Source organism: Sulfurimonas sp. (genome assembly GCF_050296975.1).
GTDB lineage: Bacteria > Campylobacterota > Campylobacteria > Campylobacterales > Sulfurimonadaceae > Sulfurimonas.
This window is the reverse complement of the sequence record NZ_JBNKRX010000023.1, coordinates 298,648-312,065: the sequence shown is the minus strand read 5'-3', so window position 1 is coordinate 312,065 and position 13,418 is coordinate 298,648. Positions and strand designations below refer to the sequence as shown.

Genomic DNA, 13,418 nt, shown 5'->3' with positions numbered 1-13,418 from the left:
GACTATGCAAGAAATATACCGATATTTATAAAATATCGATATTCTCATTCCCATCAAGTGCAGAGATCAGTGATGTTCCAACTTTGATCGAAGAATCGATCACAACATTATGCAGTTTTGAAATAATTGTTACTTTTAACTCTCTGTTTCCAGGATTTTGTCGTATGAGTGTATAGAGTTGCTCTAAAACATCTGTTTTTTCACTAAGTCTTACACCTAAGTTTATAGGTTCCAATGGAGTTTCTTGAACTTCAGTTTTTACCTTTTTGCACTCTTTTTTAGCATCTTTGAGCGACATTAGTTTTGTTACCCCGATACGTGTAAACATCTCTGTATGGGTGATCTTTACTTTAAATGCTACAGGCTCGGTTAAATCCATATCTTCAAGCTCTTTAAGTTTATCTTCAAAAAGCATAATGTCAATGTTTCCATGAAAGTCCATAAGACTTACTATACCAAAAGGATTCCCTTTTTTCGACATCTTCTTTTGAATCTCTTCTACCATCCCTATAAAAATCGCATATGATCCATCTTTAATTGTTTCTATCTCTGAAGATAATGAGTACGTTAATTTGTCTAACTCTTCACGGTAACTATCCATCGGGTGACCAGATACGTAAAAACCTAAAGTGTTTTTTTCAAATTCAAGTATCTCTTTTAACTCATACTCTTCACAATTTTGCAGTTTTAACTCAACTGTCGTGATCTCTGCATCATCGCCAAAGAGAGAACCCATCGCATTTTTCTTTGCTTCATTCGCTTTTTTTGCAGTCTCTACTATCTCTTCAACCTGATCGAGTAATGCTTTTCTAGAGTAGTTATATCTATCAAAAGCACCAGCTTTAATGGCGCTCTCAATTACACGTTTATTTACTTTTGCTGGGTCTATTCTATTTACAAAGTCTTGCAGAGATTTATAGTCCCCATTTTCACGGCGTTCTTGGAGCATAGACTGAATCGCCGCACCTCCTACTCCTTTGATTGCACCAAGCCCAAAAAGTACAACATCTTGCCCATCTTTCTCAATCGCCGAGAACTCTAACTGTGAATCACAAATATCCGGAGGACTAAGCTCTATCCCCATCCGTTTTAGCTCATCTATGTAGCGGACAACTTTGTCTGTATTGTCTTTATCAGATGTTAAAAGTGCAGCCATAAACTCATTTGGATAGTAAGTTTTTAGCCATGCAGTTTGGAATGTTACCATTGCATATGCAGCTGAGTGCGATTTGTTAAAACCATATCCTGCAAATTTTTCGATCAGTTTAAAGAGTTCACTTGCTTTGTTGTAATCAAGTCCAAGTTTTTGTGCACCTTCACTAAAAAGCTTGTTATACTTGAGCATCTCTTCAACTTTTTTCTTACCCATAGCACGACGAACAATGTCTGCACCACCAAGACTCATACCACCAACAGTTTGTACGATTTGCATAACTTGTTCTTGGTAAACGATCATTCCATAGGTTGGTTCAAGTGTATCTTTTAGGATGTCAAAACTAACTTCTTCAAACGGATAGTACACTTTTTTACGCCCATGCTTACGCTCAATGAAGTCATCTAACATCCCAGATTCCATTGGACCTGGACGATAGAGTGCAAGAACGGCGATTAAGTCCTCAAAGTTTGAAGGTTTTAGGCGTTTATTTAAGTCTTGCATACCGCTAGACTCTATCTGGAACATCCCGATCGTGTTTCCTGATTGGATATTTTCATACACTTTTGGATCATTCTCATCAATCTGTGTCCAGTCAACTTCACGCCCGTAGCGCATTTTTACAAGTTTTTTGGCATTATCAATTACATCAAGCGTTTTTAGACCTAAGAAGTCGAATTTAATTAGATCAACATCTTCCATATAGTTCAGTGAATACTGTGTAACAAATGTATCCTCACCCGATGGCTTATAGATCGGTGTTTTTTTCCAAAGCTCTTCGTTTGAGATTACAACACCCGCTGCGTGCATCCCAGAGTTTCGCTTTAAACCTTCAAGTTTTTTAGCAAACTCCCAAACACGTGCAGCTTGTGGGTCTGTATCTATAAGTTCACGAAGTTTTGGCTCCTTTTGAAATGCTCCATCATGAAACTCACCACCTTTATGTTTTCCATTGAGAGTAATTCCAAGCTCATCTGGGATCAGTTTTGCCATCTTGTCAGCTTGGCTTAGTGGCATATCTAAAACACGGGCGACATCACGTATAACCCCTTTAGCCAAAAGTGAACCAAAAGTGATGATCTGTGCTACTTGATTACGTCCATATTTACGCGTTACGTAGTCGATTACCTCCCCACGTCGCGCTTGCATAAAGTCCATATCGATATCGGGCATACTTACACGTTCAGGATTTAAAAAACGCTCAAAAAGAAGATCATATTTCATCGGATCGATGTCGGTAATTTCCAGAGCATATGCAACTAAACTCCCAGCAGCCGACCCACGCCCAGGACCTACAGCTACTCCCATTTTTTTGGCTTCTTTAACAAAATCCCAAACGATCATCATATATCCTGGGAACTTCATAGAGTTGATAACATCGATCTCAAACTCTAGGCGATCTTTATACTCTTGATGACGCTCTGGCAGAACTATCTCTAAACGTTTTTCAAGCCCCTCTCTACATTTATAAGCAAAGTAGTCTGCATCGTTTTTATCTGCCGTGCTGAACCATTTTTTCTTATCGTCGTCACTTGCATCAGCTGGTAATGGAGCATCATCTTCATTGTCAATATCTAACCCCTCAGCTTTAGCATACTCCCTAGTAAATTTAAAATGCGGTGGTGTAGGAGTTTTTACGATCGGCTCAAACTCTTCACACTTATCCACGATCTCTTGTGTGTGGAGTAATGCTTCAGGGATATCTGCAAAAAGTCGCTCCATCTGTTCAGGGGACTTAATGTAAAACTCATGCACAGAGTGGCGCAGACGGTTTGGATCATCGTAGAGTTTATTCATTCCAATACACATAAACGCTTCATGATACTGTGCATCATCTGGGAATGTGTAGTGGGTATCATTAGTAGCAACTACCTTGATACCTGTTTCTTGCGAGATTTGTAAAATTTGCTCATCAATATTTAACTGATCGCCAATACCGTGACGCATAATTTCAAGATAAAAATCTTCCCCAAATATCTCTTTATACTCCAAAGCGATGCGTTTAGCTTCATCGTACCCTTTTGCACCAAATTTTAGATTTCTCTCACTTAAATTTAGGTGCCAGTTTACTTCCCCTTGTAAGCATGCAGATGTACATATAATTCCATCGCTATGTTCACGAAGTACTTGTTTGTTTATACGTGGGAAATAGTAAAATCCTTCAATAAATGCTTGTGAAGAGAGATACATGAGGTTTTCATACCCTTTTCTATTCTTAGCAAATAAACAGATATGAAAACGTTGTTTTGTAGACTTATCATCAAGTGTTTCACCGTTATGGATATACCCTTCCATACCGATGATTGGTTTAATTCCAGCATCTTTCATCTGTTTATAAAAATCAATAGCACCAAACATATTTCCATGATCGGTCATTGCGACAGAGGTCATACCAAGTTCTTTGATACGTGAGACTAGATTTGAGAGCTTATTTGCACCATCAAGGAGTGAATATTCTGTATGTAAATGTAAGTGAGTGAATGGATATTTTGACATAGAGAAATTATAGTAATTTTCACTTAACATAAAGTTAGTTTCAGAGGTTATACTAAAATGATTTATAGCTTTATATAAACAAGGAGAACTATAAAAAACACGATAACCTCTTACACAAATCTTAGCGCAGAGTGCGCTAAGACTTTAATAAAAGCTTATTGAGCTGCTGCTCTTACACCTTCACCAGATAATGATTGGTCAATATCACCATCTGAAACAATTGTTTTAGTATTTAATCTAACGATGTCATCTAATGTACTTGTTAAGTCAGTAGTAGTAGTAAAACGTAAAGTTACTACTTTTCTATTTGCTGATAGAGTTAACATTGTAGGGTTAGAAACATCAGCATTAGTGATAGCATCTAATGTTTCTGCACCATCAGGATCAATTACACCAGTAAATGCATCTTGAATAGCCGATAAATCAGTAGCTGCACTAATTATATATACTCCTGACGCATTTGGAGTTACACCATAAAAGATATCTGCTGCATTATCGATTCTGATAGGTTGATTAAATGTCCAAGTTACAGTTTGTGCATTAGTTGTAGTATCTGTTGCACCAAATGTAGGAATATTTGCACCAAAGTTTGATGGAATCTCAGCTATCATAAAATATGGTGCTGTTGTTGCTCTTGTACCAGTGTTAGTAGCATAAGAATCCCAGCTGTTGCCATGAACATCTGAAATAGCACTAAAATCTAAACCTAAATGATTTACATCTACATCAGTACCTTGACCATAGTTATCATCAGGGTATGGATAAGCTGCTGCTGACCACTGTGTACGACTATTAACTGTACTATCAAATGCAGCTTCTGGAATAGTTAACACAGTTGCATCACTATTAAGTGACCATTGGTTCTCTGTTGCACTTGCACTATAAGTTGCTGTTGCACCATTAGATAAAACCACTACACTGTTTACCGCAGGTGACGTAGCAGAATCTGTTAATGCAATAGCCTCATTAAATGTAATAACAACATTTGATGAACTTTCATTATATGTAGCTGAAAGTACCATTGGAGCCATCTCATCTTTAATAACTACTGCAGCATTTGTTGCAGATGATGCAGCATTACCTGTACTATCAGTGATACCAGAATAATCAATTACTGAGTTATGATCTGTGTTTGCTAAAGTTAAAATATTTGAAACATCCATATCAATTAAATCAGCATTTACAGTTTGACCATGAACATTGATAATAACATCATTATTAATAGTCCATCCATCTACTGTAGCTGTACCATTAAATGTAGGTGTACTACCTATAGTTTCAATATCTTCAGAAAATGCAACACCCATTGTTCTTGCAAGTGCAGAATCTTGGTTAAATGCAGCGATAGCTTGTGCATCATAAGCACCAGTTCCATCTATATATGGTAAACTTGTATCATCATCAATAACACTTAAGTCAAATAATTCAGTTTTTAAAGTTTGATCAGGAGTTACACCTGTAGAAACATTTTCACCTGAAGCATCTTCATTATCTAAAAGTGAGTTATTAAGTGCTAAATATGGTGTACCTACTACTAACTCTCCATTTGTATCTGCTAGTTCACCACCATCACCAAATTGTACTACTGTACCAGAACTATTTTCATCAGATGTTGCAGTACCTGCAAAATAAGATTTTTGTAAAATTGTTGTAGGTGCAACATTATCTTCTAGTGTAATTGTCACTGCAGTTCCCATATAACCTAATGAGTCAAACGGTGTAATTGTTACGATATCTGTTGGTTCAACATTTGAAAGATATACTTCTACAGGATTTGTATCTGTTGGAAGTAATGTTAAAGTAGCTGTTCCATCAAAATCTGCACTATTAGTTGTGTCTATATTATCTGTAAGGGCATCAGTAACACCTATTACATTTGATTGAACTTTAGCAGTTGCAGATTTGTCTGTTACTTGTACAAAGTAACCATAAGCACCTGTAGGAGTAAAAGTTATACGAGTTTGTCCAACAGTTACACCACTAGCTCCTAATGCCTGTGCTAAAGCATTAAGTCTTTGAGCTGAATCAGCTCCATTTAGTCCATCATCATCATCTGCACTATTAAGTTGTTGGAAACCAGCTGTTTCATCAAGAACATCTGTAAAAGCATCTGATTTAGCTTGTACAGCTTCATCATCATCTTCACCTAATGAATCGCTAGTTAATTGTGAATAACTTGTTGCTGCAGATGCATTTGTATCTGCTTCTTCAAAGATTTGTAGTTGAACTTTTGTATAGTTACTTACAGTAGAGTCATATGCAATATCACCATTTAAAGTAAGTGTATTTGCAGAAGTATCTGCAACATCCGCATTTAAAAATAAGATATCTACATAATCACCATCATTTAATGTTGCTGTAGTTGAAACTGTAATGATTTTATTTGTTGAATCTATAGAAGCTGTATAGCTAGTAGATTGTAAAGCACCAGCTGCTCCAGTATAGAGTAATAAAGAGTTTCCTGCTAGTTCCATTTTTGAAGCATCTAAAGTTTCAGAAAAATTCACTACAAATGTATCACGTGTATCATCATCTAACATTGCACGTGAACTATTTGAGATAACATTATCTACACTAACAATATAAGGATGAACAGTATCTAATGCAGTAATAGCAGTAGCAAGTACATTTCCAAGAGTAATTTGATCTTCACCTGTTGAACTAAATGATTTTGAAACATTATATCCAGGTACTAATACTGTAAAATATGAATCACTTGGAAGTGAAGCAAAAGAGAATGAACCATCTGTCCCTGTTGTTACTTTGTATGTAGATACTGCGTAAGAAGTTGTTACACCATCTTGTTCTTGTTCTTGTGCTACACCTGAAGTTCCACCATAAGTAAATTCAAAATCTACTTCTTGACTTGCTAAAGGCTCTCCAGTATTAGCATCACGTAATACACCTGTTACAGTTGAATCTGTAGCTGGGAGTACTGCTGTACCTGCTGAAGCAATGTAACCATCAATAAATGTTTCAACAGCATTTGTTGAACTATCCTCAGCACCATTGATTTGTGCTAATGGTGTAACTGTTACTGTTGCACCGATATATCCTGTTGGTGGTACGATTGTAATAGAAAGTGCTTGTGTAGCCTCTGTACTTGAACCTGTTGATTGTGTATTTGTTACAGGAACATCACTGAAGAGATATACACCACCTGCATCTGTTGTAGTAGATTTCCCCGCTAAATAGATTGTAGCACCCGCAAGTGGGTTACCATTTGTATCTTGAACCAATCCAGTCACAGACCCCTTTGGATTTGTAATATGTTGTGCAGCTGATCCAGTATCACTTGTACTAGTGCTAGTATCACTATTACAGCCTGTTAAAGTAGCAGTTAATACCGTTGCTGCGGCAATTGATAACAATTTATGTGACAACTTCATTGTATCTTTTCCTTAATATTAATATTTGTAAACAATATATAATTTTACGGTTTACATTGCGGTATATTATATTTTTAAACATTAATAAATAATAAAATAGAACTATAAATATTTTAAATAGAACTATAAATATTAGAATTAGTTATAGACTGCGATTTAAGATTTCTTCTGAAATATCTTTATTTAGGGGGCAGAACAAAGGTTAATAAAATGAAAAAATGTTTTAAAATTATTTGTTAAAAAAAATGAAGAAATATTTGATATATGTCAAATAGTGACATATATCAAAAAAATGAAAGAAAAAAAGGGGTTATTTTACTTTTTCTAAGTATTCACACTCAACAGTGTTTACTTTTACAGTGTCACCTTCTAAAACATGGTAAGGTACTTGAATAACTGCACCCGTTTCTAGAGTTGCAGGTTTTTTACTTCCACTTGAAGTATCCCCTTTGAAGTTTGGGGGTGTTTCTGCAATAACAAGCTCCATAGTTTCTGGTGGTGTTACTGTAATAGCTTCACCTTTGTAAAATACAATATCTACACTAATACCATCTTTGAACCACATTGAAACATCATCACACTGTTCATGGGTAAGACCTATTTGATCGTATGTTTCATTATCCATAAACTGGAACATCTCACCATCATCATAAAGATACTGCATAGTTTTGTAAGTAATTTCAGGAACCTCAAACTTATCACCTGCATGAACAGTTTTTTCAACCACTTTTCCGTTTAAGAAACTTTTTACTTTCATACGAACAAATGCTGCACCTTTACCAGGTTTAACATGTTGAAACTCTACAACTTTGTACGGTACTTCACCTATGATAAGACGTACGTTTTTCTTGATATCTCCCATACCAATTGTTGCCATAAAAACACCTTATTAGAAATTTTTAGGCATTGTATAAAAAAACTGCTTAGAAATAAATTTTATGCTGTATAATTCCATTTTACATGTAGCCCTAACTTTGAGTTTGAGAAGGACAAGCTTATGTACCTTTTTTTATGTAGGAGAAATCACTTATGGCAACAAACAAAGACCTTATTACAAAATACTACGATATGTGGAATAAAAAAGAGTTTGATAAAGCAGAACAGATTCTCGATGAGAACATTAGTTTTCGAGGTTCTTTAGATATAACTGCACATGGTATAGCAGAGTTTAAAGAATATGCGAAAATGCTTACTTCTGTATTTGGCGATTTGTATCATGCTGTTGAGATTACAGTAATTGAAAATGCATTAGCTGCCGTATATGTTACATACACTGGAAAACATGTTGGAAAAATTCAAGAGTTTGAAGCGACTGGCAATAGATTTAACTACTCTGGTGCTGCATTTTTCCAATTTAGAAATGATAAAATAGTTTCTATAAATGTTTTAGGCGATCTTAATTCACTCTATAAACAATTACAGAGTTAAGTTTACTCAATAATCTCTTCATTATTGAGTTCAAAAAACTCACTATGTTCAATAGCATTTTCACTAAAGTACTCGATCTTGTCTTCAGCAAGATTAAGATTTGCTATATTGGCTATATGAAAGATCGCATCTCCCTCTTGTGCTAGAGGAATTTGTGACTTTCCAATAATAACACCACTAAATGGTGCTACTATCTCTGTTGAATCTTCATTAAGTGGATCATCTACATACGCTAAAACTTCATCTTTATATACTGTTTCACCTAAAGCTCTTACAGTTCTTAAAACTCCACTACTACTTGAGCGTATCCATTTATTTTGTCGTGTTGTAATTGGTGTTTTACTTTTAGTTTTTTTCGTAATTTTTGGTAAGTTTCCATTTTCACGCAGTACATTAACAATCCCTTTGACACCAATACGAATTGATGTTTCATCAAAACGTAAAGCTTCCCCTGCTTCATATAGAAGGATTGGGACACCGTGATCCTGTGCCTCAGCTCGCAAAGAACCATCACGCAGTTCAGAGTGCAAAATTACTGGAGCTTCAAATACTCTTGCCAATCTTGCTGTATATTCATTATCTAAATTTGTACGTATTTGAGGTAGGTTTATTTTATGGATGGAGCCAGTATGCAAATCTATCCCTAGTGAGCATTTTGAAACAACCTCTTCAAAAAATATCTTTGCTATTCTAGCTGCAAGTGAGCCTTTTGAGCTTCCTGGAAAACTTCTGTTTAAATCACGTCTATCTGGCAAATAGCGTGAGAGATTCATCATCCCATACACATTTACAACAGGTACTAGTATCAAAGTCCCCCGTATCTTTTTTAATATACTGAGCTTTTTTAGACGTCTTATAATTTCTATTCCATTAAGCTCATCTCCATGAATAGCTGCACTGATAAAAACAACAGGACCATCTTTTTTCCCACATATCACATTTAACAAAAGATTTGTTGGAGTATTGTAGTGTTTTGGTAAAGGGATGTTAATCGTAGTAGAACTCCCTTTTGTTATCTCTACACCGCCAATAATTAAGCGCTCATTTTTCACCTATTTATGCTCCAATATTATCTTTTTTAATTCTTTTTTTCTTTTTTGGTGCTTGTGCTACAGGTGTTACATTTGCTTCGATATAGTCCATTATTTTTATTGCAATATCTAACTCTGTTGATTTTTCAATCCCTTCCAATCCTGGAGAAGAGTTTACTTCCATAACAAGTGGTCCACGTTTTGATGGGATCATATCTACACCACAGACACCAAGTCCCATAGATTTTGCCGCTGCTAGTGCAGTTGCACGCTCTTTACGTGTCAGTTTATGTGCTACTGCACTGCCTCCTTGATGTAGATTTGATCTAAAATCACCCTCAGCACCTTGGCGACGCATAGCACCAACCACTTCTCCGTTTACTACAAATGCACGTATATCTGCTCCACCAGCTTCTTCTATAAACTCTTGTACAAGCAAATTTACATCCATTCCATAAAAAGCATCAAGTACAGATTTTGCAGCCTTTTCGCTATCTACAAGAACAACACCTACCCCTTGTGTACCTTCTAAAATTTTAAGAACTAATGGTGCACCGCCACTTAAAGCTATCACATCTTTTGCGCTCGATTTATTTGATGCAAAAACAGTTTTTGGCATATCTACACCATTTTTTGAAAGGATTTGTAGGCTTCTTAATTTATCCCTACTTCTTTTGATTGCCAAAGAACCTGATGTAGTAAAGACATCCATCATCTCAAAATGTCGCACCATAGCAGTTCCATAAAAGGTACGGCTTGCACCTATACGGGGAATAATTGCGTCAGGAACTGGTAATTTTTCCCCCTCGTAGTGTATCTCTAAATTCCCCTTCATAATCTCTATAGAACATTTTAAAAAATCTACAACTCTAACTTCCCAACCTTTTTGCTTAGCAGCTTCTACTAATCTTCTAGTTGAATATAGCTCTTCATTTCTCGATAGTACATAAACTCTCATATTTTTTCCTCTATTTTGCGACGTACTCTAAAGCTACATCTACTAAAAACTTATCTTTTAAAAATTTTCTACCTATCAACATAGGAAACTTCATATCTTTACGATCTGTAAGTGAAATCACACCTTTATATTTTTTTCCAAAAAATTCTACATTTACTTTAATTGAAGGGCGGATTTGTAACTCTCCGTTTGAACTTTTCACTTTTTTGATTTTATAAATAGGCAATGAAAAACGTTTATTATTATATGCCTCATGTACATCATCTAGAAGAGTGAAACTGACTATGTCACCCTCCACTACTACATGATCGCAATGTAGGGCACTTGAATCTGCACCTGTATCTACCTTTGCATCAAGATCAAATAACTCCAAATCTAAAATAGATATCTTCTCCTGTCTCCCAATTATCTTTTTTCCCATATTTATTTCCATAAGCCGACTTTGAAGACATTATAGCACCAGTTTTCTGAAAGTTATTACTATAAAACAGTTAGTTTTTATTGAGTGACATTTTATTGAAAATTGCTGTACCAACTATAAGCAAAGTTACCCCTACAACAAGATAAAAAGCATTTATCAATTTACTATAATCATCAAGTACTATTTTAAACACTGCCATTAAAGATTCTATAGAGAGTGCCACAATAATAGATGTCAAAAACTTAGTTAATGTTTTACTTTGTAAATCATTTCCAAAATTAAATGTTTTAAACAATACATCATTTTCTATGATGGTTTTTGCCAGATCATAAATAGCAAGTCCAATCGTGATAGATATGATAGATGTAAAAATATCGTGCATCACATTATCTCCTTTGAAATGGCTAAATAACATCTCTACAAATATGTACCCTCCATAAAGAATTAAAAACACAGAAACTAATCCTAGAAGTAAACCACCTCCAGCCATAATAACAGTGTTGACTTTGGTAAACATACTATTGTGCTCGATAAGTTGTAACTCACTCAAAAGAGTCAATATATCAAAATCAATCACTAAAAAATCATCCTCTACTTGCTTTACTGCTGTCAACATAGGCTGTCCAGTAACATGATGCAAATATGGGTTACTAATGTGAATAGGTTCATCTTTAAAACTTACCCATTTAAAGTAAAAAGATTTATCAGCTCCATCCCTTTCTTCATAGACTTCCCGTCTGCCTATAGATGGAGTTTGTTGTATAAAATATTGATCTACACTATATATAAACTGCGCCGATTTTTCAAAGTCAAAAATATGATGCAAATCACTTGTGTTATTTGAAGCTGGTTGAAAATTTTGTACAACACTACGGATGTAAAACTGTATACTGTTTTTATGCTCAGTATATATCTTTATAACTCTTTTCATAGTAGCTCCTTACCATAAAATACAATATACCCTTATAACACCCTTACCTTTAAATCTCAAGGACTTTTTAGAGCTAGTTTAAAACTTTAAAAAAATTCATGCTAGAATGTGAACAAAAAAAGAGCGAGTACAAATATGTCAACCTTCCCCTTAGAAGAGATAGCAGTTTACAGAGAAAAGTTAGCGAAGCATCCTGTATATGGAGCTGTCAAAAATATGGATGATTTAACCCTTTTTATGCAACATCATGTGTATTCTGTTTGGGACTTTATGTCTTTGGCAAAGTACCTGCAAAACTGCTTTGCACCTTCACAAACACCGTGGATGCCAAGGGCAAACTCTGATATACAAAGATTTATAAACGACATTATCCTTGAGGAGGAAACTGATCTTGGAATCCCTTTAGCTGATGGCACTCCAACATATGCAAGTCATTTTAGCCTGTATACCCAAGCAATGGAAGAGGTAAAAATTGGTAGTTCTCAAAATATTTACTCATTTTTACAAAGTGTGCAAAACTCATCTGTTAAAAATGCACTAAATGCAAATATCGCACCTCTAGCTTCCGTAGAATTTATGCAAACAACATTTGGCTTTATAGATAGCAATGAACCTCATCTAGTTGCTGCTGCTTTTGCACTTGGACGTGAGCACATCATCCCTAAAATGTTTCGCTCGTTAATAGAAAAGATGGGAATAAAACGTGAAAATACAGAGGTTTTTCACTACTACTTAGAACGCCATATAGAACTAGACAGCGATCATCATGGACCAATGTCACTCAAAATGTTAGAGATACTCTGTGAAAACGATCCCAAAAAAACAGAAGAAGCTGAAAAAGCAGCTATCGAAGCGATCGAAGCTCGTATAAAGTTTTGGGATGGGGTTTTAGAGGTTATAGAGCAAAACAGGGCTTTCTCGGCCTACTCACGTAAAAGTATTACAGCTTTTTAAATAATCAAAAATCAGAAAAGGATTTTTGATTATCTCTACTAAATACTATTCCACATTTAAAATATATGAACTTTCATAAACAACCATACCGACAGGTGATTTTATATGATGGGTTTCATAACTCATATACCCTTTTTCCTGAAAATATGCATAGTTGTCAGTTTCATTTTCTATAGTATACGCATCATCTTTTTTTCTTTTATTGTATAACTCTAGAACAAGTGATGACTCAGCTTCAATATACTGTTTAATTGTTACAAAAAGCTGTTTCTCTTTTTTGAAGTGTACAAATGTAATATTTACTACTCTATTATCATTATAGATAGTCATATCACATATTTGTGTTTGACTATTTTTAATCTTTGAATCTGCTCCTGTAGTATTTGTAGTCCAATGAGAAGACCAGTTTTTACTAAAAAAATCAGAAAGTTTATTAAAGACTAGTTCTGTTGACTTTTTATTTGCTGGCAATTGTAGTACTTTTACAACTCTGTTTACAACCTGTTTTTGTTCATCTGGAATCGAACTCATAGAATCTAAAGCATACACATTACACAACAATACCAACACTAACATTATTTTTTTCATACAATACCCCCACTAAAATTAATCTCTATGATAATTATATAAAATTCAACTTGATATTTTCTAAAAATC

Annotated in this window: 10 protein-coding genes; 2 read left to right on the top strand and 8 right to left on the bottom strand. The window is 35.0% G+C overall.

Annotated features, from left to right (window positions below):
• Positions 1 to 25 precede the first annotated feature (25 nt).
• The 3 genes from dnaE to efp all read right to left on the bottom strand — a co-directional run bounded on the left by dnaE (position 26) and on the right by efp (position 7,915).
• Positions 26 to 3,649, bottom strand: a complete 3,624-nt coding sequence (gene dnaE / locus ACQY56_RS07765; protein WP_428738747.1) for a DNA polymerase III subunit alpha — start codon at positions 3,647 to 3,649, stop codon at positions 26 to 28.
• Positions 3,650 to 3,804: 155 nt separating this feature from the next.
• On the bottom strand, positions 3,805 to 7,038 hold the full coding sequence (locus tag ACQY56_RS07760) for a beta strand repeat-containing protein (protein WP_428738746.1): 3,234 nt from the start codon (positions 7,036 to 7,038) through the stop codon (positions 3,805 to 3,807).
• A gap of 310 nt (positions 7,039 to 7,348) precedes the next feature.
• On the bottom strand, positions 7,349 to 7,915 hold the full coding sequence (efp, locus tag ACQY56_RS07755) for an elongation factor P (RefSeq protein ID WP_428738745.1): 567 nt from the start codon (positions 7,913 to 7,915) through the stop codon (positions 7,349 to 7,351).
• A 152-nt stretch (positions 7,916 to 8,067) separates the two neighbouring features.
• Between efp and ACQY56_RS07750 the strand changes: the two genes are divergently transcribed.
• Positions 8,068 to 8,466: an ester cyclase gene (locus ACQY56_RS07750; protein WP_428738744.1), complete on the top strand. Its 399-nt coding sequence runs from the start codon at positions 8,068 to 8,070 to the stop codon at positions 8,464 to 8,466.
• A gap of 2 nt (positions 8,467 to 8,468) precedes the next feature.
• On the opposite strand, the gene ACQY56_RS07745 is transcribed toward ACQY56_RS07750, so the two are convergent.
• From ACQY56_RS07745 to ACQY56_RS07730, 4 genes are all read right to left on the bottom strand, one after another.
• The gene (locus tag ACQY56_RS07745) at positions 8,469 to 9,518 is read right to left on the bottom strand and encodes a succinylglutamate desuccinylase/aspartoacylase family protein (protein ID WP_428738743.1); all 1,050 of its coding nucleotides are present in this window, start codon (positions 9,516 to 9,518) and stop codon (positions 8,469 to 8,471) included.
• A 4-nt stretch (positions 9,519 to 9,522) separates the two neighbouring features.
• Positions 9,523 to 10,455: a 30S ribosomal protein S6--L-glutamate ligase gene (gene rimK / locus ACQY56_RS07740; protein ID WP_428738742.1), complete on the bottom strand. Its 933-nt coding sequence runs from the start codon at positions 10,453 to 10,455 to the stop codon at positions 9,523 to 9,525.
• Between the two features lie 10 nt (positions 10,456 to 10,465).
• Positions 10,466 to 10,876 (bottom strand): ATP-dependent zinc protease family protein, encoded by a 411-nt coding sequence (locus tag ACQY56_RS07735; RefSeq protein ID WP_428738741.1) that lies wholly within the window; start codon positions 10,874 to 10,876, stop codon positions 10,466 to 10,468.
• A 70-nt stretch (positions 10,877 to 10,946) separates the two neighbouring features.
• Entirely contained in the window at positions 10,947 to 11,807 is an 861-nt protein-coding gene (locus ACQY56_RS07730; protein WP_428738740.1) for a hypothetical protein, read from the bottom strand.
• 135 nt (positions 11,808 to 11,942) lie between these two features.
• Between ACQY56_RS07730 and ACQY56_RS07725 the strand changes: the two genes are divergently transcribed.
• Positions 11,943 to 12,761 (top strand): DUF3050 domain-containing protein, encoded by an 819-nt coding sequence (locus ACQY56_RS07725; RefSeq protein ID WP_428738739.1) that lies wholly within the window; start codon positions 11,943 to 11,945, stop codon positions 12,759 to 12,761.
• Between the two features lie 45 nt (positions 12,762 to 12,806).
• Here the strand turns inward: ACQY56_RS07725 and ACQY56_RS07720 are convergent, their stop codons facing one another.
• Positions 12,807 to 13,349, bottom strand: a complete 543-nt coding sequence (locus ACQY56_RS07720; RefSeq protein WP_428738738.1) for a hypothetical protein — start codon at positions 13,347 to 13,349, stop codon at positions 12,807 to 12,809.
• Positions 13,350 to 13,418: the final 69 nt, after the last annotated feature.

Coding starts and splice junctions, on each gene's coding strand:
- dnaE (WP_428738747.1), bottom strand. CDS start 3,649: ATGTCAAAATATCCATTCACTCACTTACATTTACATACAGAATATTCA.
- ACQY56_RS07725 (WP_428738739.1), top strand. CDS start 11,943: ATGTCAACCTTCCCCTTAGAAGAGATAGCAGTTTACAGAGAAAAGTTA.
- efp (WP_428738745.1), bottom strand. CDS start 7,915: ATGGCAACAATTGGTATGGGAGATATCAAGAAAAACGTACGTCTTATC.
- ACQY56_RS07730 (WP_428738740.1), bottom strand. CDS start 11,807: ATGAAAAGAGTTATAAAGATATATACTGAGCATAAAAACAGTATACAG.
- ACQY56_RS07760 (WP_428738746.1), bottom strand. CDS start 7,038: ATGAAGTTGTCACATAAATTGTTATCAATTGCCGCAGCAACGGTATTA.
- ACQY56_RS07720 (WP_428738738.1), bottom strand. CDS start 13,349: ATGAAAAAAATAATGTTAGTGTTGGTATTGTTGTGTAATGTGTATGCT.
- ACQY56_RS07750 (WP_428738744.1), top strand. CDS start 8,068: ATGGCAACAAACAAAGACCTTATTACAAAATACTACGATATGTGGAAT.
- rimK (WP_428738742.1), bottom strand. CDS start 10,455: ATGAGAGTTTATGTACTATCGAGAAATGAAGAGCTATATTCAACTAGA.
- ACQY56_RS07735 (WP_428738741.1), bottom strand. CDS start 10,876: ATGGGAAAAAAGATAATTGGGAGACAGGAGAAGATATCTATTTTAGAT.